Annotated in this window: 20 protein-coding genes; 5 read left to right on the plus strand and 15 right to left on the minus strand. The window is 70.3% G+C overall.

Annotated features, from left to right (window positions below):
* Positions 1-149: 149 nt before the first annotated feature.
* Complete coding sequence (locus D7X30_RS24965) at positions 150-1,712, minus strand: ATP-dependent DNA helicase RecQ (protein WP_120565459.1); 1,563 nt, start codon at positions 1,710-1,712, stop codon at positions 150-152.
* A 160-nt stretch (positions 1,713-1,872) separates the two neighbouring features.
* Between D7X30_RS24965 and D7X30_RS24970 the strand changes: the two genes are divergently transcribed.
* Together D7X30_RS24970 and D7X30_RS24975 are read left to right on the plus strand one after the other, a co-directional pair.
* Positions 1,873-3,582, plus strand: coding sequence for a R3H domain-containing nucleic acid-binding protein (locus D7X30_RS24970; protein ID WP_120565460.1), 1,710 nt, complete (start codon positions 1,873-1,875; stop codon positions 3,580-3,582).
* A gap of 540 nt (positions 3,583-4,122) precedes the next feature.
* Entirely contained in the window at positions 4,123-4,929 is an 807-nt protein-coding gene (locus D7X30_RS24975; protein ID WP_233591765.1) for a hypothetical protein, read from the plus strand.
* Between the two features lie 3 nt (positions 4,930-4,932).
* Here the strand turns inward: D7X30_RS24975 and hflX are convergent, their stop codons facing one another.
* Positions 4,933-6,402, minus strand: coding sequence for a GTPase HflX (hflX, locus tag D7X30_RS24980; protein ID WP_120565462.1), 1,470 nt, complete (start codon positions 6,400-6,402; stop codon positions 4,933-4,935).
* 89 nt (positions 6,403-6,491) lie between these two features.
* Here hflX and D7X30_RS24985 point away from each other — a divergent pair, with 89 nt between their 5' ends.
* Entirely contained in the window at positions 6,492-9,263 is a 2,772-nt protein-coding gene (locus D7X30_RS24985) for a hypothetical protein (protein ID WP_120565463.1), read from the plus strand.
* Entirely contained in the window at positions 9,260-10,177 is a 918-nt protein-coding gene (locus tag D7X30_RS24990) for a CPBP family intramembrane glutamic endopeptidase (protein WP_233591766.1), read from the plus strand. Before D7X30_RS24985 ends, D7X30_RS24990 begins: the two co-directional genes overlap by 4 nt.
* Positions 10,178-10,186: 9 nt before the next feature.
* Here D7X30_RS24990 and D7X30_RS24995 read toward each other — a convergent pair whose 3' ends face one another.
* From D7X30_RS24995 to D7X30_RS25045, 11 genes are all read right to left on the minus strand, one after another.
* A complete protein-coding gene (locus D7X30_RS24995; protein WP_120565464.1) occupies positions 10,187-11,443 on the minus strand; it encodes a type II toxin-antitoxin system HipA family toxin in 1,257 nt (418 codons plus the stop codon).
* Complete coding sequence (locus tag D7X30_RS25000) at positions 11,430-11,777, minus strand: helix-turn-helix domain-containing protein (protein WP_120565465.1); 348 nt, start codon at positions 11,775-11,777, stop codon at positions 11,430-11,432. The genes D7X30_RS24995 and D7X30_RS25000 overlap by 14 nt, the downstream gene beginning before the upstream one ends.
* A gap of 33 nt (positions 11,778-11,810) precedes the next feature.
* A complete protein-coding gene (locus D7X30_RS25005; protein WP_120565466.1) occupies positions 11,811-12,794 on the minus strand; it encodes a hypothetical protein in 984 nt (327 codons plus the stop codon).
* Positions 12,795-12,859: 65 nt separating this feature from the next.
* Positions 12,860-13,657: an ABC transporter ATP-binding protein gene (locus tag D7X30_RS25010; protein WP_120565467.1), complete on the minus strand. Its 798-nt coding sequence runs from the start codon at positions 13,655-13,657 to the stop codon at positions 12,860-12,862.
* A 44-nt stretch (positions 13,658-13,701) separates the two neighbouring features.
* Entirely contained in the window at positions 13,702-16,581 is a 2,880-nt protein-coding gene (locus tag D7X30_RS25015; RefSeq protein ID WP_120565468.1) for a CHAT domain-containing protein, read from the minus strand.
* A gap of 1 nt (position 16,582) precedes the next feature.
* Positions 16,583-17,095, minus strand: a complete 513-nt coding sequence (locus D7X30_RS25020; protein WP_147443291.1) for a hypothetical protein — start codon at positions 17,093-17,095, stop codon at positions 16,583-16,585.
* A gap of 54 nt (positions 17,096-17,149) precedes the next feature.
* The gene (locus tag D7X30_RS25025) at positions 17,150-17,893 is read right to left on the minus strand and encodes a hypothetical protein (protein ID WP_120565470.1); all 744 of its coding nucleotides are present in this window, start codon (positions 17,891-17,893) and stop codon (positions 17,150-17,152) included.
* A complete protein-coding gene (locus D7X30_RS25030; protein ID WP_233591767.1) occupies positions 17,890-18,435 on the minus strand; it encodes an RNA polymerase sigma factor in 546 nt (181 codons plus the stop codon). The genes D7X30_RS25025 and D7X30_RS25030 overlap by 4 nt, the downstream gene beginning before the upstream one ends.
* A 120-nt stretch (positions 18,436-18,555) precedes the next feature.
* Positions 18,556-20,478, minus strand: coding sequence for a M23 family metallopeptidase (locus tag D7X30_RS25035; protein WP_120565471.1), 1,923 nt, complete (start codon positions 20,476-20,478; stop codon positions 18,556-18,558).
* A 119-nt stretch (positions 20,479-20,597) separates the two neighbouring features.
* Complete coding sequence (locus D7X30_RS25040) at positions 20,598-21,818, minus strand: GAF domain-containing sensor histidine kinase (protein ID WP_120565472.1); 1,221 nt, start codon at positions 21,816-21,818, stop codon at positions 20,598-20,600.
* A gap of 129 nt (positions 21,819-21,947) precedes the next feature.
* The gene (locus tag D7X30_RS25045) at positions 21,948-22,694 is read right to left on the minus strand and encodes an SDR family oxidoreductase (protein ID WP_120565473.1); all 747 of its coding nucleotides are present in this window, start codon (positions 22,692-22,694) and stop codon (positions 21,948-21,950) included.
* A 121-nt stretch (positions 22,695-22,815) separates the two neighbouring features.
* On the opposite strand from D7X30_RS25045, the gene D7X30_RS25050 reads away from it, so the two are divergent.
* On the plus strand, positions 22,816-23,706 hold the full coding sequence (locus D7X30_RS25050; protein WP_120565474.1) for a LysR family transcriptional regulator: 891 nt from the start codon (positions 22,816-22,818) through the stop codon (positions 23,704-23,706).
* 12 nt (positions 23,707-23,718) lie between these two features.
* Here D7X30_RS25050 and D7X30_RS25055 read toward each other — a convergent pair whose 3' ends face one another.
* Positions 23,719-24,291 carry a glutathione S-transferase family protein gene (locus D7X30_RS25055; RefSeq protein WP_120565475.1) on the minus strand — a complete coding sequence of 191 codons (573 nt, stop codon included), beginning with the start codon at positions 24,289-24,291 and terminating at the stop codon, positions 23,719-23,721.
* Positions 24,292-24,378: 87 nt separating this feature from the next.
* Complete coding sequence (locus tag D7X30_RS25060) at positions 24,379-25,860, minus strand: serine hydrolase (RefSeq protein ID WP_120565476.1); 1,482 nt, start codon at positions 25,858-25,860, stop codon at positions 24,379-24,381.
* Positions 25,861-25,898 lie beyond the last annotated feature (38 nt).

The raw sequence follows: 25,898 nt of genomic DNA on the forward strand, positions 1-25,898 counted from the left end.
GTCTGAAGTGCATTACGTCCAGGTAGGCTGTGCAATATACGCCATAACTGTATTCGTGCACAATGCCCCAAGGTCTGAAGACCTGGGAGTCCCGTACATTGAGTACGAATTCCAGGTCTTGATGTCGCGCGAAGGTAGGGAAAAGGGCCCTACACCGCAGGGGCGGCCGCGACACCGGACTGATACTCTCGGTGAATAACGGGAGGCCTTGCGCGGGTGGGAGGCCGGGCTTCGAAGCGGCCTTCGGCGCGGGCGTGGCAGTTGTCGCAGCGGGCGCAGTCGTCCTCCAGCGGCTCCTCGAACCAGGTGCCCAGCACCTTCCAGCGGCACGCGGTGGTGCTCCCGTAGCGCATCATCGCGTCCAGGCGTTCGCGGTCTCCCTGGTGGCGGTCCTCGTAGGCGCGCAGGTACGCATCCAGCTCCTCGGGCGACTCGAACGCGCGCAGCTGCTTCAGGCCTCGCGCGCCCTTCTCCAGCACGCCCGCGGCCACCAGCTGCGCCACCAGCACGCGGGTGCGCTTGTCGCCCAGGCCGCTCGCTTCCGACAGCCGCTTGAGGGCCACGGCCTTGCCTTGCGCGCACAGCGTGTTCGCGGCCTGGTAGAGGCGCTGGCTCTCGTCGCGGCGCGGGTACTTGCCTCCCAGGAAGAAGCCCTGGATGCGCCGGTCCTCCAGCCGGTACAGCAGCGCCGCCTTCGCGGGCAGCCCGTCTCGGCCCGCGCGGCCCGCCTCCTGGTAGTAGCTCTCCAGCGAATCGGGGAAGTGGTAGTGCACCACGAGCCGCAGGTCCGGCTTGTCGATGCCCAGGCCGAAGGCCTTCGTCGCCACCACCGCCGGCGTGGTGCCGTCCATGAAGTGGCGCTGGTTCTCCTCGCGCTCGGCGGCCTTGAGCTTGCCGTGGTAGCGGCCCGCCTCCAGTCCTTCCGCGCGCAGCCAGCGCCACAGCTCGTCCGCCTTGCGCACGGTGGCCGTGTAGACGATGGCGCTGCCGTCATTGGCGCGCAGCAGCTCCAGCAGCTTCTGGCGCTTGAGCTCCGGGTTCACCGTGCGGTGGACCTCCAGCGTGAGGTTGTCGCGCTGGATGCCGGTGCACACCACCACCGGATCCTCCATCCCCAGCTGATTGCGGATGTCCTCGCGCACGCGGGGCGTGGCGGTCGCCGTGAGCGCGAGCACCCGGGGCCGGCCGAGCGCGCGGATGGCGTCCCCCAATGACAGGTAGGCGGGCCGGAAGTCGTGACCCCACTGCGAGACGCAGTGCGCTTCGTCCACCACGAAGAGGCTCACGTTCGCGCGCTTGAGCAGCGCCAGCCGCTCCGGGTTCTCCAGTTGCTCGGGGGTGACGTAGATGAACTCGTGCTCGCCCCGGCGGATCTCCTTCTGGAGCGCCTTCAGCTCGCCGGCCTTCAGCGTGGAGTCCAGCTTCGCGGCGTCCAGGTCGTAGCGCTCCGTGAGGTGTTCGCGCTGGTCGTGCATCAGCGCGAGCAGCGGGCTCACCACCACCGTGGCGCCGGGCACGAAGAGTGCGGGCAGCTGGAAGGTGAGGCTCTTGCCCGCGCCCGTGGGCAGCACGCCCAGCACGTCGCGCCCCGCGAGCACCGCCTCCATGATGTCCCGCTGGCCGGGCCGGAAGTCCTCCACGCCAAAGCGCTCGCGCGCCTCCTGCTCGAGCTGGGGCCAGAGGGGGGAGCGGTCCTGCGTCGCGGTGGGCATGGCCTGAAGGTAGGGATGGCCCTCGTCCGGCTCCTCCCCGTCACGCGCGGTGCGCCTGGCCGCCTGCCGGGCTGGGAGGGGTTGTCCTCCCAGGTGTTCCGTTCAGGGCCTTGCGCAGGAAAGCCGTGCGCGGCCAGGCGGGGCGAGGCAGCTTTGGGGGATGGCTCCTGGAACTCCCGCCAACAACGACTTCGCCCTGCTGGTGGCGGTCCTGCCGCCATCGCTCCAGGAGGCGGTGCGGCAGCTGCCCGAGGCGGAGCTGCTGGAAGTGGTGATGGACCTGGGGCGGCCTCCGGAGGCGCGGCTGGTGCACGGCGTGGCGCGGCTGTCGGAAGCGCCCGTGGATCAAGAAGCGCTCCAGGCGGTGCTCGCCCACGTGGGAGAGGTGGGCGGCGACAACCGCGCGGGCATCGAACGCACGCTCCACCGCGTGTCCGCCATCCGCAACCGCCAGGGCCGCGTGGTGGGGCTCACGCTGCGCGTGGGGCGCGCCATCCAGGGCACCATCGACATGCTGCGCGACCTGGTGGAGTCCGGGCGCAACCTGCTGCTGCTCGGGCGGCCGGGCGTGGGCAAGACGACGAAGCTGCGTGAGGTGGCGCGCGTGCTCGCGGACGCGCTGGGCAAGCGCGTGATGGTGGTGGACACGTCCAATGAGATTGGCGGCGACGGGGACATCCCGCACCCCGGCATCGGCGGCGCGCGGCGAATGCAGGTGAGCCGGCCGGACCGCCAGCACGACGTGATGATCGAGGCGGTGGAGAACCACATGCCCGAGGCCATCGTGGTGGATGAGATTGGCACTGCCGCGGAGGCCGCCGCCGCGCGCACCATCGCGGAGCGCGGTGTGCAGTTGGTGGCGACGGCTCACGGCAACACGCTGGAGAACCTGGTGCTGAACCCCACGCTGTCCGACCTGGTGGGCGGCGTGCAGACCGTCACGTTGAGCGACGACGAGGCCCGGCGCCGGGGCACGCAGAAGACCGTCACGGAGCGCAAGAGCACGCCGACCTTCGACATCGTGGTGGAGATGGTGAACCGCGACGAGGTGCGCGTGCACCGCGACACGGGCGGCGCGGTGGACCGGCTGCTCACGGGCGCGGAGGTGGGCGGCGAGAAGCGCCGGCAGCAGGACGGCGCCGTGCACGTGGAGGCCGCGCCGGAGGTGGTGGAGGCCACGCCACCAGGAGGCCGTGTGCCGAAGGGGACACCCGCGTTGGGTGCGCCCCGGCCCGGGCCCACGCGCATCGCCGCGCACGCGGTGAGCCGCGAACTGCTGGAGCGCGTGCTGCGCGACCTGCCGGTGGAGGCCGTGGTGGTGGGTCGTCCGGAGAACGCGGAGGTGGTGCTCACGCTGCGAAGCCGCGCGAATTCGCCCCGGCTGCGCCGCGCGGCCGAGCGCGTGGGCGCGCGGGTGCTGGCCATCAAGCGCAACAGCGCCACGGAGATCCGCCGCGCGCTGCGCACGGAGTTCCACCTGCTGGAGGGAGTGGACCCCGCGGATGTGCACGCCGCGGTCGCGGACGCGGAGGAGGCCATCCAGCGCGTGCTCGCGGAGGGCATCAGCCTGCCGCTCGCGCCGCGCCCGTCGCGCCTGCGGAAGTTGCAGCACACCCTGGTGGTGAAGAACCACCTGGAGGCCGTGAGCGTGGGCAGCGAGCCCCTGCGCCACCTGGTCCTCTATCCGCTGGGCACCGTCCTCACGGAAGCGTCCGACACCGCGCCGGAGTACGTGGACGCTCCGGAGCCGGACGACGAGGTGGAGGACGACGACGCCTTGTCCGCGGACGAAGAGACCGGGGATGACGAGGACGCGAACCCGGAAGCCTCGCCCGCGGACGAAGGCATCTCCGAGCCCCCTCGAACCTGAGCACTGCCGCCTCTCCGGCGGCGACCCGAAGAAACCTGTCCGACTGTCGGACAGGTTTTGGACCGGGGCCGGGCCGGAGGTGGACCACGCGAACTTGTCCGACTGTCGGACAGGTTTGGACAGGGGCCGGGCCGGAGGTGGACCGCGCGAACTTGTCCGACTGTCGGACAGGTTTTGGACCGGGGCCGGGCCGGAGGCGGACCGCGCGAACTTGTCCGACTGTCGGACAGGTTTTGGACCGGGGTCGGGCGGGAGGTGGACCGCGCGAACCTGTCCGACTGTCGGACAGGTTTTGGACCGGGGCCGGGCCGGAGGTGGACCGCGCGAACTTGTCCGACTGTCGGACAGGTTTTGGACCGGGCGGGCCCGGACAGGGGCGCCCCTGGGTGCGCAGCGCGCTGCACACGCCGCATGGAGTCATGGGAGCCCCTTTCCCTGGGGTTTCGCGGGGTTGAGGGGGGCATGCCGGTTGCTGAAGGCTCGGGGTACGGTCCTTCGCGATGGCGCGGGGGGAGCCGCACCGTCTTTCCGGAGATCTTCATGCGCCGCATTGCCCTCGCCGCCCTCGCCGCCCTCGCCACCACCGCCTGTGGAGACAACGTGCCCACGCAGGAGGAGATCGACGACGCGAAGGCCCGCGTGGAGCGGCTGGCGGCCTCCACGCACCAGGTGCGGGGCGCGTTCGAGATGCTGGGCCTGATGCCCGTGTACACGTGCGGCGAGCCCCGGCGCTCCTTCCTGAACCGCGCCGTGGAGGGGCTGAGCGCCTCGGTGACCTGCGCGACCTTCCGGGTGCAGGCCGTGGACGCCGTCACCGACTCCGTCGTCGTGTCCTTCCCGTCCGCCTGTGACGTGCACGGCCTGCGCTTCACCGGACGCGCGGTGCTGGAGTACCGCGGCGGCGAGGACCTGATGGAGATGAAGGCGGACCTGCGCGAGCTGGCCGTGGATGGCCAGACGCTCCAGGCGAAGGTGGGCTACGGCACGTGCTCGGACGAGACGCGCCTGTTCGCGGAGGTCGAAGGCCAGGTGCCCGGCCGCGAGGGTCACAGCTTCCACATCAACAGCACCGTGGGGAAGCGCGCCGGGCTGCCCATCATCGGCGGCTCGTCGCTGGTGTTCGACGGTCCGGGCGAGCTGACGGGTCCGAACGGCACGGACCGCATCACGCTCACGTCGCTCGAATATGAAGTGGGCAACTACCTTCCCAAGGAAGGCACGGCCCTGGTGGAGACCGCGGACGGACACCGCCTGAACTTCACGTTCCAGCCGGTGCTGTGGCGCGTGGGCAAGGTGCAGGTCACCGTGGACGACAAGGACCCGGTGACCGTGCCCGTCGTGCGCTGAGGCCTACTCCTGGAACGACCGGGTGAGCCGGGCAATGGCGCCCGGCAAACCTCTCACGCGCAGCCGGCTGCCCGTCTCGTCGTAGGCCTGGGACACCACGGTGGTGTGCTCGTACACCTCACCGATGCGGGCCTGTCGCGCGTAGGGAATCACCAGGTCCGCCTCCACCATGGAGGCCTCGAAGAAGGCGATGACCTCCCGGCGCAGCCCGGCCACGTCCTCCGGCCGGTGCGCGGACACGAGGAGCGCCTCGGGGTGCTCGGCCCGGAGCGCTTCCTGGGCCGCCGCGTCCAGCCGGTCCACCTTGTTGAAGACCAGCTTGCCCGGCACCACGTCCGCGCCAATCTCTCGGAGCACCGTGCGGGTGACCTCCCGCTGCGCGGCCCAGGTGGGGTCGGACGCGTCCACCACGTAGAGCAGCAGCGACGCCTCCAGCGCCTCGTCCAACGTGGAGCGGAAGGACGCCACAAGGTCGTGCGGCAGCTTCTGGATGAAGCCCACCGTGTCGGAGACGAGGATGCGCGGCCGGGTCTCCGGCTGCATCGCGCGCACCGTCGTGTCGAGCGTGGCGAAGAGCTGATCCGCCACCAACACCGTGCTGCCCGTCAGCGCCCGCATCAGCGACGACTTGCCCGCGTTCGTGTAGCCCACCAGCGCCACGCGCAGCTGGTCCCGGCGCGCGTAGCGGCGGTGGTCCTGGTCCTTCTGGATGGCGGCCAGGCCCTCGCGCAGCTCCGCCAGCCGGTCGCGAATCTTGCGGCGGTCCAGTTCCATCGCGGAGTCGCCGGAGCCGCGGCCCTGCTGGCGCTCGCGGCCTCCGGGGGCTTCGCGCAGGCGCGGGGCCAGGTAGTTGAGCCGGGCGATCTCCACCTGCATGCGCGCCTCGTGGCTCTTGGCGTGCCGGTGGAAGATGTCCACGATGACGCCCGCGCGGTCCAGCACCTGCACGCCCGTGGCCCGCTCCAGGTTGCGCAGCTGGCTGGGAGACAGCTCGTGGTCCACGACCACCACGGTGGGCCTGGGGCCCGGTTCGATGGCGGTGGCCTCCACGTCCGCGTCTGATTCCGCGTCCGTGTCCGTGTCCGTGAAGGCGTCGTCGTCCTCCTCCGACGGGTCCTCCACGTCCGCGCCCGCATCGCCGGGAGCGACGGGTGCGTCCGGGTCCTCGGGCTCCGCGTCGGCTTCGGCCTCCCACTTCTCCCGCGCCTTCGACGTCTTGCCCTGCGCGCCGGACGGGATGACGCCCGAGCCGCCGGTGAGCGCGGACAGCTCCTTGAGCTTGCCGGAGCCGAGCACCGTGCCAGTGGCCAGCCGCTGCCGGCGCTGGGACACGGTCGCCACCGCGTCGAAGCCCAGCGTGTGCACCAGCCGCTTCAGCTCCGCCAGGTCGGCGGCATGCGCTTCATCCGTCACCCCGGGAAGCTGGACACCAACGAGGACGGCGCGCGGGCGCTCGGGAAGGGTTTTCGCCATGCATGGGCTCGTAACACGCCGGGCCCCGGGATGAGCGGTATGGTGTGTCTGTTGACGGGGGCCCGTCGGGGCTCCCACGGGGGGCAGGCATGTACTACTGCACCATCTGCGGCTTCTACGGCTCCTTCATGCTCCAGCCCCAGAGGTGCCGGGGCTGCAGGGCCATGGGTTCCATGAAGAAGGTCACCCGGGTCATCTTGAAGGGGAAGCCCAACCGCAGGCCCGGGACCTACACCCTCCGCAGCGGAGAGGTCATCCGCCGGTCGGGCTTCAAGGTGTCCCCGCGCTCCAACGAGGCCCGCAGGGAGATCAAGAGCTTCAAGGCCCCGCTTCCCGACAACCTGCGCTCCCGCGGAAAGCAGCGGCAACCGCTGTCGGGCAAACGGCCCTCCCGGCGGTCGCCGCCGCCCATCGAGCTCGCGATGGTGGTCGACGAGAAGGAGGAGGAGGCCGCGCTCGACCTGGGCGTGGGCACCTTCAACATCAACCACTTCAGCGCGAAGACGGAGCAGGACAAGAAGGACCTCCTCCTGCGCCTCTTCCTCCAGAACCCCTGGCTGGACGTGCTCGTGCTGCAGGAGATCAACAAGAAGGCGCTCCCCCTGCTGCTGGAGATCGACTTCGAGAAACACGGGCTCGCCCTGGCGCTGGGGCCGCAGATGCAGGCGGTCTACCCGAAATACAAGGGCCAGAAGGTCACCGAGGAGGACTCCGACGACGAGGAGGAGGAAGAGGACCTCGAGGCAGAGGAGAAGGGGACGGGCGACTGGAGCCTGGGGAAGAGCCAGTGCGAGTGGTACCCCATCATCTACAGGAAGAGCTCCTGCGCCCATACCGGCTGGCGCGCCTTCAGCGATGACTCGGTGGTGCGGCGGAGCTCCAGTAAACGCGCCAAGGAGCCCATCCACTGGGCCAAGCCGGTCAACCGCACCAAGGCGCCCAAGGGCTGGAGCACGCAGTTCCCCAAGCTCCTGGCGGAGCGCAAGCAGCAGTACGAGCAACTCAACGAACGCTTCATCTCCTGGCGTCCGGTGGTGGTCCATGACGTGCGCATCGGCGGGCGCGACGTGCACATCGGCGTGGTCCACACCTCCCCCGCGGGGAAGGGGCTGGGCCGGCTGGGTGAGTACGAGCAGGTGTCCGGCTTCTTCGAGCACGTCTCCGAGAACAACGACCTGCCGTGGATCATCGCGGGCGACTACTACATCGACCCCGAAGCCTCGGTGGGCGTGAACTCGGACACGAAGAACCGCAAGTGGGACGACCTCTTCCACGAGAGGGCCGCGGCGCTGGAGCTCACCCTGGCGGTTCCCCTCTCCGCCACGAACCAGTCCCCCCAGACCGGGCGCAGCGTGAACTCGAAGAAGAACAAGGAGCAGTTCGAGCAGCAGGGGTACATCAAGGACTGGGCCCAGGTGGGCACGAGCTTCAAGCTCAACAAGCGCGCCGACTTCTTCGTCATCAGCCGGGCCTTCGCCCTCCATCACACCGGCATCTTCTCCCCCTTCAAGGGGCTGCTCCCGGTGGATCCGAACCACCAGGCGCTCAACTTCTGGTCCCGCACGAGCGACCACGCCCCCACCGGGGGCATCTTCTGCACCACGCCGTTGTCCTCGAAGTGGGCCCAGAACCGGCAGCTCATCTCCGAGTCCCTGGGCTCGCGCCAGTCCCAGGCCCAGCTCCAGGTGTGGGAGCTCCACAAGCAGGCGGTGGACGCCTTGCAGTGCTCCACCACCCAGCTGGGCTCCCTGCTGAAGCGGCTGCCGGAGGATGCCCAGCGGCTGACGCAGCGGCTGTGCGTCCTGGTGATCAAGGCGCTCAACTCGCCTGCGGCCATCGCCATCCAGGGCAGGCCCTACCCCCATGACGCGCAGGCGTACGCGACCTGGAAGCTGAACTCCCAGAACGTGACCGAGCAGCACCTGAGCGACTTCTTCGGCCTCTGCGCCCAGGTGGATCCCTCCACCGTCTGGCTGAGCAACAACCCACTGGATGAGCTCGCGGTGGTGTTCCGCAATGCCTACCGCGCGCTCCAGCAGCTGGCCGTCCGCGCGGGCAGCTTCGACCTCACCCCGGAGGGGGAGACGTACTCGAAGGTGAAGCTGGGCGTCCTGTCGCCGTCGTCGAGCCTCAAGGGCAAGGAGCAGGCGACCGGGGAGCTGGAGGAGGACATCATCGGGATGCTGAGTAAGTACCTGGAGCAGCGGCGCGACCAGGGGTCTCCTCCTGAAGTCCTGCCCGGCTGCACCCAGGGAAGCGTCAACCAGTTCCAGGTCCCGGGAGGACGGACCGCCTGCTCCGCGATGGCGGTGCTGGGGATCGCGGCGCTGCTGTCCAACCCGGACGGGCTCGACACCGGCGGCATCGACAACGTGCTGCTGGAGGGCACGGCGCTCTACCAGCGGATGAACACGGCGACCGAGGACGAGGCCCTGCTGATGCAGGCGTTGGCCCTGTCCTGCGGCGGGGTGGTGGATCCGCTCGTCCTTCAGCCCCAGGCGCCCTACTACAACCCGCTGGAGATTCCGGAGGAGGACGTCATGCAGCGAGGGCTGCTCATGGCCACCTCGGGGTCCGTCCACCGGGACACCCTGCCCCAGGAGCTGCTCGGCATCCTGAAGCAGGCGCCCCGAATGGGGGTGGCGCTGGTGCTCGGTGGCTACACGGTGGCCGTCGTCCGGAGGGACGATGCCTTGTATCTCTTCGACTCCCACGGCTGGAAGACCCGGAGCAACGCCTTCGTGCAACGGTATGCCTTCGTCAACCAGCTCCTGGACGACGTGGCGAAGATGGCGAGGAATCGCGCCCTCTTTGATCCCGAGATAGGCGTCACCCTGTACCTGCCCGCCGAGAACTCATGACGCCCCTGCGTGGTGATGTCGCCGTCCTGCTGGAGAATGCTCCGCCGAAGCGCCAGGCGCTGGCGGAGGCCGCGTTCGTGTTCTTCGCGGTGCTGGGCCCGTCGTCGGTGGCCCGGCTGGGCCGAGGCGCCGCCGTGGCGGTGGAGCTGGCGCTGCTCGCGGGAGGGCTGCTGCTGCTGCGTCCCTGGGAGTCCTCGCGCCGTGGGGCGTGGTGGGGCGTGCTGGGCCTGGTGGTGGCGCTGGGCGGCGCGGGCGCTGGCGCGTGGGTGGCGTCGGACGCGGAGATGACGAAGGGCTTCTCGCTGTCCATGGCGCCGCTGGTCATCCGGGCGCTGGGCATGTGCCTGCTGGTGGCGGTGCTGTTGTGGCGTGACGGTCAGGGGCCCGCGCAGGTGGGGCTGGTGCGCGAGGGCTGGGCGCGCGAGCTGCTGCTGGGCGGAGGGGTGCTGGTGGGCACGTACGTGGTGCACCTGGCCGCGTCGGTGCCACTGGCGGCGGTCGCGGTGGCGTTGAAGCTGGCGGGCGAGGAGCTGGCGGCGCGCAAGGGCGTGGCGGCGGCGCTGCTGGACACGGGGCTGGGCATCCCGGCGTTCGCGGCCATCATGGTGGTGGTGACGGGCTTCGAGGAGTTCGTCTTCCGGGGCTTCCTGGTGCCCCGGCTGAAGGTGGTGCTGGGGGGCTGGGTGCCGGCCATCCTGGGGGCCGCGGTGCTCTTCTCCGTGGGGCACTTCTACGAGGGCACGCTGGCGGTCTTCCAGACGTTCGTGATGGGCGCCTGGTTCGGCTTCGTCCTCTGGTACCGGGGACGGCTGCTGCCGCTCATCGTGGCCCACGCGGCCTTCAACACCATCAGCTTCGCGCTGATGCTGTGGCTGTCGCGCTCGGGCTTCCTGGAGAAGCTGCCGCCCCTCTGATGCTCTGGCTCAGAGTTCCGTGCCGTACTCGAAGCCCTCGTAGTCGAAGGCTCGCTCGATGGCCTTCAGGTCCGCTTCGGTGCCACCACTGTGGCTGACGACGTCGCGCCAACGGGACGACACGCGGGCCTTCATCGCGTCGATGACCCGGGTGGCTTCGTTCCTGGACAGGCGGAAGCGGGCGCATTCGCTCAAGAGGTTGCGGCGATTGGCGCGGCGATGCTGGGCGCTTCCCAACTCCATCGCCAGGTCGCGCTCCGTGCTGGCCTGGGGCGCCGGGGTCAGGTCATAGGCGGGCGACAGGCTCCAGTGGGCGTCGGGTGCGATGAGCGCATGGTTCCGGGGATGGTCGTCGATGTTCGAGATGAGCGCGTTGAACACCATCCGGGAGAACAGCTCGCGAAGGTCCTCGTCCGGGTCGCGGACCCAGCGTTTCAATTCATCCGCCAGCAGCAGGTATGACCAGCTCCTGCGCTCGCGAGGATCCGCTCGTGGATCTTCATCCGCACGGAGCACCGTCAAGGCGCTGACCATCCGGTGGCGCAGGTAGTTCGGACCGGTACGCTCCCGGTCGAAACGGCGCACCAGGAGCACGTCATTCCCCGCGACCCGGATGAGCCTCCCGGAGGCGGCGCGAAGACCACACTCGCGTGCGAGCTCCAGCATGCCGTGCTCGACCACGGCGTTGTTCCACCGGTCACTTCTCGATGGGAACTTGGCGATCCACAGGCCGTCATCGTCCTCGACGACGTTCTTGGGACGCGCGCCGCCCATGGAGCTGCCGGGCTGCACCAGCGCGTCGACCTGGGGTGACTGCGGCAGTCCCTGTTCGACGCGACTTGCCTCCTCGAGCAACTGCCGCAACTGGAGCACCTTGTTGAACTGATGAACGGGAGCGGGCGGCGTGGTGCTCTCCCCGAACGACAGTGCACCCGCGCGGTCCTCCGGCGAGTTGAGCAGGAAGCCGACCTCATTCAGGTCCCCGCGCCCCAACTGACGTTCGATGACCCTGCGTCCCCACGCATCCGGAGACGCGTCTCGCAGCGGACCGAAGATGCCTCCCAGCTTCGCTGTCGTGAAGACGCCTTCGCGTAACGGGAGTTCGAATGGATCCAGCGCGACGGCGCGGGGATTGGCCAGGTAGCTCCTGCCGTAGACAAACTGCCCCACGCCTTCCTGCTGCACGTAGCGTCCGCAGGTTACGACGTCGAGCGACGCCGGAAGCTGGAGGTACACGTAGCAACCGGACGGATCAGAAGTCGCCATCGAGTCCTCCCTTCGCCACGAGATCCACCCGCGCGCGCTGGCGCGCGGACTCCAACGTCTTGCCCTCTTCATCCCGGTCCGGCGAGGCCAGGTCGCCGAACTCGCGCTCAAGCCCCAGCGCCCAGAGAACCGTGAAGTAGGCGCTGAGCGCCGTGGTGGGGCTTCCTTCCTCGATTCGACGGATCGTGCCAAGGGCCAGCCCCGTCTTCTTCGCGAGGTCCACCTGCCGGAGTCCGCGCCGGGTCCGTGCGCGCTCAATGTTCTGCCCCAGGGTGGTGATGGAGCGGGCCACGGCGAATGGCGTCGTGTCGTGGGTCAGATTCTGGCGAGGCATGACCAATAGATTGGTTCTAAATGCGATTTAAAATCAATCTATTGATTGAATTCGAGCCAGCACACCAGGCATCAGCTCGGACGCCAGCTCCCTTACGAGCCCGCGGGCCACTTCCGCGGTGGGCAGCCCTGAGTGGCGGGCCACTTCGTCCGGCAGGTGGCTGGACGCGGCGTCCCGCTCCAGTTCGCGCCAGGCTTCGCGGCGAGCTGCTTCCACTCGCTCGCGGGCGACCGGGGACAGTTGCTCCAGCGCCCACGCGTCGATGGCCCAGGACAGCTCCGCGTGCCTCAGTTCATCCGGGGCGATGGTGCCCAGGGACTCGCGCACCTGCGCGTCCTCCGCGCTCCGGGCCTGCCAGCCCGCCAGCAGCGCGCCAAAGGTCTCCCGCACGCAGCCCTCCACCGCGTTCTCGATGGCGAGCGCCTCCAGTGACCGGGACTGGAAGGGCTCCACCTTCAGCTCCGGCATCGGCGCTCCGTGACGGCGGGCCAGCGACTCCATCGCTTCCGCGTGGCGCACCTCATCCTTCGCGGAACGCCTCGCGGCGCGCACCAGGTGCTCCGGCGCGCCGTGTTCAGCCAATTCTTCCGCGAGCCTTTCGAAGGCCGGCACGGACGCGGCCTCCAGGTGCGCCATCTTCGCGAAGAGCGCTCCCAGCGTGGTCGTCCCCAGCGCCACCGCGCCGTCGCTGCACAGCCCTTCTGGCCTCCGACCCTCGCAGAGGAAACGGGCCTCGCAGCTCACCTCATCGCGCAAGCCGCCGTCCTCCCCCGTATGGGGCCCCTGGACGCGAGCGCAGGGCGGCCTGGCCCCGAGCGCCTCGCATAACTCCTCACAGGAGGTGTCCTGGGTGGGGACGCTTCCGTCACGCAGGGTGGCGGGAAGGAAGAAGGTCTGCTGTTCCCAGTTCTCATCCGGATCACATCCCCACGTCGAGGAACACCCCACCCCCAGGGTGGCGACGGGCGCGAGCAACCACAGACGCTTGAACATGGGACGCAGCTTGCCGCGGGACATGCGGACTCCTGCTTCCACCACGAACCCGCCGGCCCCCGGGCAACCGCAGCCTACCTGAATCCTTGTCAAGCCTGGGGCGCCTGGGTCTGCGCGGAGCGGCGCCGCAGCCAGTTGCGCAGGAAGGCCTTCACCTCCGGGTGCTGCGACTGACGGAAGTGGTCCGGCGGGCCGTACTCCACCACGCGTCCCTCGTGCATCAGCGCCAGGTTGTCCGCCGTTCCGAAGGCGGAGGCCACGTCCGGCGTAATCACCAGCGACGTGGCGCCCAGCTGCTGCTTGCCCGTGGTGATGATTTCGTTCACCGCCGCCGTGGTGAGCGGATCCAGGCCCGCCGTGGGGTCGTCGTAGAGCAGGATCTTCGGCTGGAGGATGGTCGCTCGCGCGAAGCCCACGCGCTTCTGCATGCCGCCGGACAGCTCTCCCGGGAAGCGCGTGGCCGCGTGCGACAGGCCCACCTTCCCTAGCGTCTCGTTCACCGTCTTGGTGATGTCCGGCTCGGACATCTTCGTGCGCTCGCGCAGCGGGAACGCCACGTTGTCGAAGACGTTCAGCGAGTCGAACAGCGCGTTCGCCTGGAAGAGGATGCCCAGCTTGCGGCGCATCTGGTTGAGCTCGGTCTCGTTCATCTTCGCCACCTCCGCGCCCTCCACCAGCACCACGCCCCGGTCCGGCCGCATCAGGCCCATGATGTGCTTCATCAGCACCGTCTTGCCCGAACCGGACACGCCCATCAGCACGCAGGTCGTGCCCTCCGGCACCACCAGGTCCACGCCCCGCAGCGCCGCCTGCCCGCCAAACGACTTGTGCAGGTCCCGCACCTCGAGGGTCAGCTTCGGCGCCGGCTCACGGCTCGCGTCACTCATCGCCCTGGAACCCTACCGCGCACGCCCTGCCGGCCGCTCTGGATTCACGCTTGCCCGCTCCCCCGCTTCCGGCGCGCGCGGCGCATCCCGAGACCCCACAGCCCCAACGCCAGCAGGCCCGCTCCCGCGGACAGCCCCAGGAGGACACTCCGCCCCATGCCCCCGGCGGCGGGCCGCACCGGCACCAGCGCCGCGTCCCCCATCACCCCCAGCCCGGCCCACATGGCCGCGGGCTCTCCGTCCTCCCATGCCTCACGCTGGGCCTCGCGCAGCGCCGACGCCGCGCCCTGCCCCGCCGCCAGGTGCCGGTAGTAGCGCTCCAGCAGCTCCGCGGCCTCGGCGTCGCGCATGGGCCACAGGCTGGCCACCACGGCTCGCGCTCCCGACTCGAAGAAGGCCCGCGCGAGGCTCAGCACGCCTTCGCCCGCGAGCTGCGCGCCGGAAGCTCCCCGGCAGCTGGAGAGCACCACCAGCGCGTCCCGCAGCCGCAGCTCCGCGATCTCCCGGGGCTGGAGCAGGCCGTCCTCCCCCGCCGCGCCCGGGGCCAGCACCAGGGCGGAGCGCTCGGGGGACTCGACGTCCACGACCGCGTGCGCGGCCACGTGGAGGATGCGCACCGCGTCCCAGTGGGACGCCTTGAGGGCCTGCTCGGACGCCTCCGTCCCCATGAGCAGCCGGGGCTTCACGGCCGTGTCCTCCAGGGCCTCGCTCACGGTGCGTCCCTCGCGCCGTGCCTCCGGAAGCGCGCCCAGGCTCGCCGTCTCCAGGAACATGCCGCCCCTCGCGGAGGCCACCGCCGTGCCCTGAAGGGTGCCACCCCGGTCTGGATCCGCCAGGACCAGGGCCTCGCCTTCCGGAGGCCGTGCGGGCTGTTCGCGCCAGTGGTGGAGCAGGCTCGCGGAGGGCACCCGCGCCAGTTCGTACCGGGTCATCAACGGCGGTCCGTCCGCGTGCTCCCGCAGCGCGGCGAAGGGCAGGTCGTGCAGCGGACCATCCGGCACCAGCAGCAGGCGCGACACCTTGGGTGGCAACTCACGCAAGGCGGGGGCGAGCAGCTGCGCGTACAGCGCCGCGGCGGCCGCTGCCTCCGAACCATCGCGGCGCTCGATGAGGCCCGACAGGAGCGCCACCATGGGGCGCAGCCGTGCGCGCTCCGGGATGCGATACGCGCGCGTGCCTTCGCGTGTCACCGCCAGCACCCACGCGCCTCCCGCGCGCTCGCCCTGAAGGTCGTGGTCCGTGCCCGCGAGGAAGACGAGCAGGGCCTCCTCCTCGCCCAGGCGCTGCTCGGTCGCGGACAGCGACGCGAACGACAGCTCCGCGCGCTGGGTCGCGGGTCTCAGCTCGCGCTCGCGGCGCTCCAGTTCCTGGAGCTCTCCCAGCAGCCGCGTGCGCTCGGACGCGGACAGCGCCGGATCCAGGAGCCGCCGCTGGGTGGCGGACAATCCGCGCAGCACGCCGTCCCGCGCCTTCCGTTGCTCCGGTGGCTCCTCTTGCGTCGGGAGCGCGCGCGAGGCCACCAGCGCCTCGAACAACGTCCTCGCCCGCAGGCGCTCACTCACCGCGAAGGCACGCTCCAGGGCTTCGCGGGGAGGCACGGCGGAGGCCTCTCCCGCCTCCAGCGTTCGGCCCGCGAGCCGGTGATAGTCACTGGCCCAGCCGGAGAAGAGCTCGGCCTGGCTGGTGGCATCCCGCTGCCACTGGCGCAGCACCTCCACCGCGGCGAGCGCGCGCTCCGCCTCACCCAGCGCCTCCGGCAACGGGCGCGTGCGGAAGGCCACCATCGACCGCGCTCGCCACGCGGAGGCGAGGTAGAGCGGGTTGTCGTGCTCGGCGGCCAGTGCCAGCGTCTCGTCCACGTCCCGCCACGCGGCGGCCGCATCCACCGCCGAGCGGCGTTCGGCGCGCGTCCACAGACAGGAGATGCGCCGCTCGGGCAGGCCCGTCTCCCGGGCGATGTCGATGCAGCGGCCCAGGGCGTCTTCCGCTTCGTTCCGCTCCTCCGGCCCGTCGCCCAGCAGCTCCGCCACGAGGCGCAGCGACATCGCCTCGAAGGCCTTGCTGCCCGCGCGCTCGGCGCTCGCGAGCGCCTCCCGCGCGAGCCGCAACAGCTCCGGCCGGCCCCCTGGTTCGGGGCGCTCCTCCTGCCGCCGCCAGGCGAGGTTCGCGAGCGCGAAGCGGACGCGCGCCTCCGTGCCCGCGTCCTTCGTTCGCTCCGCCAGCTCCGCGAGCCGCGCGAAGATGTCTCGCGCCTCGTCGAAGCGCCCCAGGTTCACGCTCACCGTGGCCAGGGGGCTGAGCAGCTGCTTCTTCATGCCGTCGGTGCCGTCCGGGAACGTCAGGGCCTCCGCGCGCTTGAGCAGGCGGTAGGCGCGGCCCAGGTCCTGGCCCAGGTCGGACAGCTCGGCCGCCTCCAGGATGAGCGCGCGCACCTCCAGCTTCGGATCCCCGGAGGCCCGGGCCACCTCGCCCACCCGCAGGACCCACTGGTGCGCTTCCTCCGTCCGGCCGCGCATCCCCAGCACGCTGCGCAGATTGATGCCGGCCAGCACCTCGCCCTCCGCGTCCCCCTGCTCGCGGAACGCGAGCGCCGCGCGGAGGTAGGACGCCTCCGCCAGCGCGGGCTCGGACAACAGCTCCATGTGCCCGAGCACCAGCGTGAGCCACGGACGGTCCGGGTGCCGCGCGATGAGCCCCTGGAGCCTGCGCCGGGCCTCGTCGCGCCCCGGGAGCCCCTGGGCGTTCCGGAAGAAGCACATCGCCGCGTCGGAGCCCTCCGGGTGGGCGTCGAAGGACTCCTCGCACCGGGCGAGCGAGGAGGGCTCCGGAGGGACGGCGGCCCACGCGGGGGCGCACAGGGCCAGCCCCACCCCCAGGGTGAAGCCGCCCAGCCACCCCACGCGCTGTCGCCGCCCTCCGGTCACCTCAGGACTCCTCGGTCTCCACCCAGCATTTCCCCATCGTGACAGGCTCCGGCATGGTTGTGCCGGGGTCCCCAGCGCGGGGAATCAGGCAGTGGAGCTCCCCGGGCGGCGGCGGCGGATCCCCCAGCCCTTCCCGCGTGAGGATCAGGTCGCCAGCGGTGAGCTGCTCGGCGTCCTTCGGCAGGATGAGCTGCGCGCGGACCCCGGCGGAAGAAGGGGCCCTGGCGCTCACCCACAGGGGCGCCGTAGGGCTCGCGATTCCCGTGACGGTCGCGAGCACGGCGCCGTGTTCATCCAGGATGCGCAGGGTCATGGGCACCGGGGCCCCCCTGCGCAGGACGGACGCATCCACGGAGGCCTCCACCGTGTCACGCGCGGCCCCCGCCAGCGGCTCCGTGGTGATGACCCAGCTGTCCTGCGGGGGCGCTGCCTGCGCCGCGGCCGAAACGCCCCACAGCAGCGCCATCACCGCCAGCGCGCGCACCCATTCCCTACCGACATTGATTGTCTTCATACATCCCCCTCTGTTTGTCATTGAGCCGCCGGCCTGGCCCAAGTGGTACGGCACTCACCGCAACCGGTTCATGAACGTACTGCCGCGCTGGACGCTTCCATCCGGAAGCAGCGCTTCCACCTGCCACAGGACGCGCGCTCCGGAGGGCAGCTCCGCGAGCACGTCCGGCGGCACCGTGTACTCGCGCGACCCCAGCCGCTCCGCGCGATGGAACACCTTCAAATCCTCCGACGACACCTGCACGCTCCAGGACACTGCCTGGGGCACTCCGCTCCAGCGGAGCACGAACTGCTCGCGGGGAAGCGCGGTGGCTTCCGGCACGCTCGAGGTGATGGCCTCCGCCGCGCCGCCACGGATGAGCGTCGGATCCACTTGCGCCTGCTGCTGCCGCACCACCACGACCGCGCCCACCAGGACCACCACCGTCGCCGCCATCGCGGTCATCGCCTGCCGCCCCTGCCAGAAGCGCCGGGCCGTCAGAGACACCACCTTCGCGGGAGTCTCCACGGCTGTCGCGGGCACCTCCGCCTTCCCATCCGCCGGAGCCCCCCGCTCCGCCTCCGCCGCTGCCTGCGACATCGCCTTCGCCAACCGCCAGGCTTGCGCCCACGCGGGATCCGCCGCGACGCGCTCGATGACCGCCCGGCGCTCCTCCACCGGCAACTCCTGCCTCACCGCGCGCCAGACGAGGTCCGCGTCCACCGGCTCCCCTGCCGCGTCATCCTCGCGCAGCGCCGTGCGCAGCCGCTCCACGCCCGCGGCCTCCAGCGTGTCATCCTCGGGACGGCGGTCGCTCACGGCTGGACTCCCTTCAGGGAGAGACAGGCACGCAGCGCGCTCAGCCCCCGGTAGATGAGGTTCTCCGTCCGCTTGGCCTCCCACCCCAGCAACTCCGCGGCCTCCGGGACGGTGTGCCCTTGCAGGTGCAGCGTCACGGCGAGGCGGCGGTCCTGCACCAGCCCCTGAAGACAGTCACGCACGGCCCGGGCAATCTGCGCGGCCCCCGCCGCTCGCTCCGGGTCGCCTGGCGCCACCGGTTGGGCGGGCCCCTGCTCCACCTCCTCCAACGCCACCTCCTTGCGAGCCCCCATCCGGCGAAGCTCGTCGATGAGCGTCGTGTACGCCACCCTGTACAGGTACGCGGGGGTCAGCTCCGCCTGGCCCTGGGTGCGCCCGCGCAGCTCCACCACCTTCATCATCGCGACCTGCAACAGGTCCTCCCGCCGGTCCGCGAGCGACGCGGGACAGACGCTCGCGAGCGCCCGGCCCAGGTCACGCCGCAGCGTCTCCAACCCGGCGTCCGCGGATGCTCCCGCCCATGGGCCGTGCCGCAACTCCAAGATGCCTCTCCTCGCGAAAGGGCGCCGAGCGTCGTTCGAACGCATCATCGGCGGCCAGGAGAAGCCGGGCAATCCGGGAAAATTCCCCAGAGCCCGCGGGCTCTGGGGACGACACTCGCGCTACCGGAGGTTCGCGTCCCAGGCAATCAGACGCAGGTCCCCGCCGCCCGTGCCCGTCGTCAGGCGCACGGCGGTGATGACGAAGCGGGTGCCCACGGTGGTGGGGGTGGCGGCCAGGCCGGACACGATGGCGCCCGCGCGCTCCTTGCCGGAGCGGTGCACCTTGCCCTCCAGGTCCACATCCCAGGTGTAGACGCGCAGGTTGCCCGCGGTGTCACGCACCGGGGTCACCAGGTGCTGGGCCCCCACGCGCGCCGAGCCGACCTCCAGGATGGCCTCACCGTCCTCGTGGTCACGGCGCACGAACTGTCCGGCCGCCGAGACGTCGAAGGAGATGTTGCGCAGCACGCCGTTGGTGAGGCGCACGCTGGCCACCACCATGTCGCGCACGCTGTTGCCAATGGTGACAGTGCTGATGGACACGTCCGTCACCGCGCCCGCCAGGTGGGTGCCCCGCTGGATGAGCGTCTTCTGCGGGGTGATTTCCCACGCCGTCAGGCTCAGGTTGCCCGAGGGCGTGCGCACCGCCGTGACGACGCCGGTGAAGCGGTTCACGTCCCCGTCCACGCGGCCGTTGAGGATGGGCGTCAGCGCCACCTTCGTCGCCTCCTCGCCGAAGCCGTTGCTCCTGCGGGTCACCGTGTCCTGCGTCGCGGACGTCTCCCACGTGCTGACCTTCAGGTGGCCCGTGGAGTCGCGGAAGGCGCTCACCACGCCCAGCCCCTCCGGGAGAGCGGCCAGGTTGATTTCCGTCGCGTCCGCGTCGCCGCCGGCCTCGCCCTTGCGCTCGATGGAGCCGTTCGAGGCGACCCGCCAGGCGATGAGCTTGAGGTTCCCGCTCCCGTCCCGCAGCGCCGTCACCACGTCGCGCGTGCTGCTGCTGCCAGGGTGGGCCATGGCGATGGAGGTCGCCGCGCCCGCGGAGGCGTCATGCAGCTTCGTGAAGTCGCCGCCCGGCGACAGCTGCCACGAGTTCAGCGCCAGCCGCCCCGTCACGTCCCGCGTGGCCGTCACCACCATGCTGCCCGAGGCCGCCATGGCCACCTCCAGCGCCGGGTCCCCGGTGATGTCGCCCCGGCGCAGCAGCGGATCCGGGTGGATGGCGGAGGGGAACAGGTCCAGCGCCTCGTTCTGCATCGGGGCGAAGCCAATCGACGAGTTGTGGTCCGCATTCCCGCTCTTCCGCCATGCATGCGAGTAGGGCAGCGGCAGGGACGTGCCCACCGTCGTCTCGCTCGTCATGGGCTGCAGGTGCACGTGCAGGTGGGGATGCGCCGAGGCGCCGGAGCTGCCCACGCGGCCCACGAACTGCCCGCGCTTCACGCGCACCCGCTGCGCCGCGGGGACGATGACCTCCCGGGGCAGGTCCCCCACGCGGTCCTCCGCGTCATCCACGTAGGTGGCGTTGAAGGGGCAGAGTTCCTCCGGGACGCTCCCGGGCTGCAGGTGCGCGTAGAGGATGATCTTCCCGTCGTCCGTGCGGATGTTCACGTGGTTGCCCGAGCGCGGGATGCGCAGCGGGTTGGAGGTGCGGCCCGGGTGGGGCACGTCGTCACCGCCGTGCACCATCGGCTTGAGGCCCTCCGGGGCGTTGCGCCAGCAGGTGAGCACCTCGCCATCCGCGATGGCGGTAACGGGCAGCCCGTAGATGACCCAGTCGGAGTTCTTCGGGTCGGCCGCGTAGTCCGCGAAGGGAATCTTCACGCGGGTGAAGCGCTTCTCGTCGTCGTCGAAGCGCACGGCGTGCAGGTCTCGGTTATGCGTGCCGCCGTGGTCATTGATGATCCACCAGTGGCTGCCCTCGGGAAGGTCCGCGCTGTTGCCGGGAAAGGCATACGTCTGCGCGGACGCGCCGAAGCCCAGGGTGGTGAAGGCCACGGCGGTGAGCCGGACCACGGAACGGAGGCGTGGGGACGGTGACATGGGGTGCTCCCGAGGAGTGACACCCGGCGGCCGTGATGGCCATCCGGTTTCGCGCCTGCCCCCACCCAACGGAAATGCCCCTCTTTTCCCCTCACCCCCGCCGCGCGATTCCTCCCCGCCTACCCGGCCACCACCGGCAGCGACAGCGCGAAGCACGTGCCGGACCGGGACGTGGAGAACACCTCCAGGGTGCCGCCGTGCGCCTCCGCGATGCGCCGCGCGAGGTACAGGCCGATGCCCAGCCCCTTGGAGTCCGGTCCCCGCGTGAAGCGCTCGAAGAGCGTGGGCAATTGTTCGGACGGAATGCCCATCCCCTGGTCGCTCACCGTCACGCGCACCCACGGCCCTTCCGGACGCGACTGCGCTTGCAGGCGGATGTCCACGGGCCGCCCTGGCGGCGAGTGCTTGAGCGCGTTCGCCACCAGGTTCTCCAGCACCTGCCGCACGCGGTCTGGATCCGCGACCGTCACCAACTCCTCGGGTCCCTCGAAGTGCACCGGGCGCTCGGGCGTGCTCGCGGTCGCGACCAGCTCCCGCACCAGCCCCGTCAGGTCCACCGGCTGGGGACGCAGGCTGAAGAGGCCCTGGTCCAGGCGTCCCACGTCCATCAGGTCGTTGATGAGCCGGGTGAGGGAGCGCAGCGACGCGGCCGCGCCCGTCGCGTCCCGCAGGTCCTCCGGCGCTTGATTTCGCGCGGCGCGACGCTGGATGAGCTGGATGCGGGCCTGGAGCGGCAGCAGGTGGTTGGCCATGTCGTGCGCGAGCACGGTGATGAGCTCCTCGGCGGCCTTGCGGCGGGCCTGCTTCACCGCCAGCTTCGTCAACTCCTGCACCAGCTCCACGCGGTGGGCCACCATGCCCACCCAGCGCGCCACGGCCTGCAGGAAGCGCAGGTCATGGGGGGTGAAGAAGTCATTCCGGGCGGACGTCACGGCGAGGACGCCCCGCGTCTCCATGCCGATGGGCAGCGGCACCATCAGGGAGGAGCGCACCCCCAGCCGGTGCTTGATGCCGGGGAGCTCATCCGGGTCCTCCTCCTGACGGCCAGTCATGAAGGGCGCCTCCGTTTCGTACACCTGGACCGCGCGCCCTCCATTGGCCAGCGGCATCCGGTCCAACCCCAGCGACTTCTGCAGGCGGGCCATGGGCGTGTCACTGGTGCCCACCGCGACGAGGCTCTGGGTGCTCTGCTCGAAGAGGAAGACGTCCACCTTGTCGGCGTTCAGCAGCTCCGAGACGAGCTGGCCCGCGGTGTCCAGCGTGGGGCGCAGCTCGGCCGCGGGGAGGGCCAGCAACTGCTCCAGCGCCCGCAGCCGGGGGTCCTCCCATCCACTGCCCATCCCTGGGTTCTCGTCGATCACGCGACAACGGTGGGGACGCCTGCCGCCTGGAGCCACCCGGCGGCGCAGGCGTCCCTCTGGAACGCGAGCCCCACGCGCCGCCCGGTCCCCTGCCCGCACGTCAGGCGTTCAGACCATGCCGCCGTTGGCGCGGAGGACCTGCCCGTTGATCCACCCGCCCTCCGGCCCCGCGAGGAAAGCCACGGACGCGGCGATGTCCTCCGGCGTACCCAGCCGCTCCAGCGGGTTCAGCTTCGCCATGCGCTCCACCAGCTCCGGGGACTTGCCGTCGAAGAAGAGCTCGGTGGCGGTAGGGCCCGGCGCCACGCAGTTGACGGTGATGTTCCGGCCGCGCAGCTCCTTGGACAGGACGGCGCTCATCGTCTCCACGGCGGCCTTGGTGGCCGAGTAGACACCGTAGTTCTCCATCCGCAGCCCGATGACGCTGGTGGAGAAGTTGATGACGCGCCCACCGTCGCGCAGGCGGCGCGCGGCTTCACGCAGGCCGTTGAACGTGCCCTTGATGTTGACGGCCACGTGCTGATCAAACAGCGCGTCGTCGAAGTCCGCGAAGCGGATGAACTTGCCGATGCCAGCGTTGTTCACCAGCACGTCCACGCCACCGAACGCTGCTTCCGCCGCGTCGAACATCCGGGGGAAGGCGGTGGGGTCGGCGACATCCGCCTGGATGCTCAAGGCCCGGCCCCCCGCTGCTTCAATCCTGCGCACCAGGGCCTCCGCCGCGTCCCGGCTGCCCGCGTAGTTGACGATGACGTTGAAGCCGTCGCGCGCGAGCCGCTCCGCCACCGCGGCGCCGATGCCGCGCGAGCCGCCCGTCACGAGGGCCGTCTTCTTCTGCTGGGTCTGGGTCGTCATGGGTCTTCTCCTCCGGGGTCCGCCGACGTCCGCGCTGGGGCGTCGGGTGAGGACAAGATGGACCTTTCCGCTCCACGGATAATCGGCTTTGTTCCGGCATCACTGTTCGACAGGGCGGACAATGGACCGGTTCGACGCCATGAAGGCCTTCACGCGCATCGTGGAGCGCCGGAGCTTCACGCAGGCCGCGAAGGACCTGGGCCTGCCGCGCTCGTCGGTGACGGACGCGGTGAAGCAGTTGGAGGAGCGGCTGGGCGTGCGACTGCTCCAGCGCACCACGCGGCACGTGAGCCCCACGTTGGACGGCGAGGCGTACTACCAGCGCTGCGTGTCACTGCTGGCGGACCTGGAGGAGGCGGACGCGGCGTTCGTGGGGGGCCAGCCGAAGGGGCTGGTGCGCGTGGACGTGCAGGGGACACTGGCGCGCAGGGTGGTGCTGCCGCGGCTGCCGGAGTTCCTGGAGCGCTACCCGGGCATCGAGCTCTACATGAGCGAAGGCGACCGGCTGGTGGACCTGGTGCGCGAGGGCGTGGACTGCGTGCTGCGCGCGGGTGAGCCCAAGGACAGCGACATGGTGGCCCGCCGGGTGGCGCTGCTGGAGGAGGTGACGTGCGCGTCCCCGGCCTACCTGGCGCGGCACGGCGTGCCGGAGAGCATCGAAGCACTCCAGCACGGGCACCGCATGGTGGGCTTCCGCTCCTCGCTGACGGGGAGCCTGATTCCGCTGGAGTTCACGGTGGGCGGTGAGGTGCGCCACGTCGTGCTGCCCACCACGATGTCCGTGAACGGCGCGGAGACCTTCGTCGCCGCCGCGCGGCTGGGGTTGGGACTCATCCAGGCGCCGCGCTACCGCCTGGAGGAGGACTTCGGGCGCGGCACGCTGGTGCCCGTGCTGCCCCAGCACCCACCGACGCCCACGCCCGTGTCCCTGATGTACCCACGCAACCGGCAGCTGTCCCCGCGCGTGCGCGTCTTCATCGACTGGCTGACGCGAGGCTTCACCGCGCCCTGAAGCTCGGAGCGCTCAGCGCAGCTTCAAGCCCTTGGGCCGGGCCTGCAGCCGGTCCACGTAGGCCTCCAGCTTCGGCCGCCCCGTCGCGCCGCCCTGCATGCGCTGGTAGATGAACATGGAGCCGATCATCACGTCCGCGGCGGTGAACCAGTCGCCGAAGAGATAGGGCCCGTCCCCCAGCTCACGCTCCATGGCGTCCAGCGTCTGCGCGTACTCCGTCCACCCGCGCTGCGGCAGCGTGGGGGCCTTGGCCATGTGGTCGCCCATCGACGGCTCCAGCTGCGACGTCGAGTACACCATCAGCGACAGGTACCGGCCGCGCTCGGGCGCATCCACCTTGGGCGCCAGCTTCGCCTGCGGGTACTTGTCCGCGACGTAGAGACAGAGGGCCGCGTTCTCGAACACGCGCGCCTCTCCGTCCACCAGCGCGGGCAGCTTGCCGGCGGGGTTCACCTTGAGGAACTCGGGCGACTTCTGCTCCCGCTTCTCCAGGTCGATGGGCACGATTTCGTACTCGACCCCCGCCTCATCGAGCATCCACTTGCCAATGACCGCCCGGCTGCGCGGATTGAAATAGAGCTTCATGCAGGCACCTTTCGTGAGCACCACGTGGAACCGCCCCCCGGACTCAACGCCCGGGGCGCGGACCGCATTCGCTCACATCCGGTGCGCCTATGGCACGGCCTTCGTCGCGGGCGGCCCGGACTGCTGCGCACCCAACTTCTGGAGCGCGGCCGCCGCGTTGGAGTTCTTCGGGTCCAGTTCCACCGCCTTGCGGTAGTTCACGCGCGCCTGCTCCTTGTCGCCAACCACGAGGTACGCCTCCCCCAGGCTGTCGTAGCCATTGCCCACCTGGGGGAACATCTCCACGTTGAGCTTGAAGATTTCAATGGAGTCCGCCGCGCGGCCCGTCCGGAGCAACTGGTAGCCCAGGCTGTTGAGCTGATCATCGGAGAAGTCATACGCGTCCGGCTTCGTGGCCTTCAGCTCGCGGTAGCGCGCGACGGTCTTCGCGATGGGCTCATTGTTGACCGTCATGCTCAGCATCTCCCGGATGCCCAACCGGGGCGCCTTGGGCGGGATGCCGTGGAGCACGCTGAAGAGGCCCGCGGCCAGCTCCTTGAGCTTGTCGCCGCGCGACGTGTTGTCCAGGAGGATGACCACCTCCTTGCCCACCGGCACGCGGTAGATGCGCGAGCTGAACCCGTTGATGCCGCCGCTGTGGCCATTGGTGGCGAGCACCGTCTTGCCGTCGTTCAACGGCAGCGGGTCCATGGTCAGGCCGAAGCCGTAGTCCTCCAGGCCGGGCGTGAACATCTTCTGCTTGAGGGCCTCCGGCAGGAGCTTGTTCTCGTAGAGCGCGCGGTCCCAGCGGTAGAGGTCCTCCACCGTCGAGTACAGCGACCCGGCGGCATGGGCCAGGGACATGTCAATGTAGGCGGCGTGGATGTAGCCGTCCGACGTGAGCTGGTGGCCGCTGGCCCGCTTGGGCAGCACCGTGGCGTAGACGTCGTAGCCGGAGTCCTTCATGCCCAGCGGCGTGAAGATGCGCTCCTGCACCGCCTGCGCGTACGTCTTGCCGGTCGCACGTTCGATGATGGCGCCCAGCAGGAAGTAGCCGGAGTTGCTGTAGGCGAACCTCGAGCCGGGCTCGAACTCCAGGTCACCGCTGGCGAACTGCTTCACGAAGTCCGCGACGGCGTAGGGATTGCGAGACACCTTGGAGAAGAAGTCCGCCGCGTTCGTGTAGTTGGGGATGCCGGACGTGTGGTTGAGCAGGTGCGTGAGGGTGACGCGCGAGCCCGTGTCCTTGCGGTAGTCCGGCAGGGCCGACACCAGCGTGTCGTCGAGCTTCAGCTTCCCCTCCGCGACCAACTGGAGGATGACCATGGCGGTGAACTGCTTGGTCATGGAGGCGATGCGGAACTTCGTGTCCGGCGTGTTGGGCACGTTCCATTCGAAGTTGGCCTGCCCGTAGGCCTTCTTCAGGATGACGCCCTTCTCGTTGGCGACGAGCACCGCCCCGTTGAACTGGCGCATCTGGTGGTACTGCGTCAGCAACTTGTCCAGCTCCTGCTGTCGCGTCGCGGCACTGGCGGCGACGGGGATGAACAACAGCGCCACGGCCAGCAGGCGCAACGGGTTCCAGGTCATTCGGTCTCTCCCACGCATGAGCCTCCCTACGTCCCGTT

Origin of the sequence: Corallococcus sp. AB011P, from assembly GCF_003611605.1 — a bacterium.
Taxonomy (GTDB): domain Bacteria; phylum Myxococcota; class Myxococcia; order Myxococcales; family Myxococcaceae; genus Corallococcus; species Corallococcus coralloides.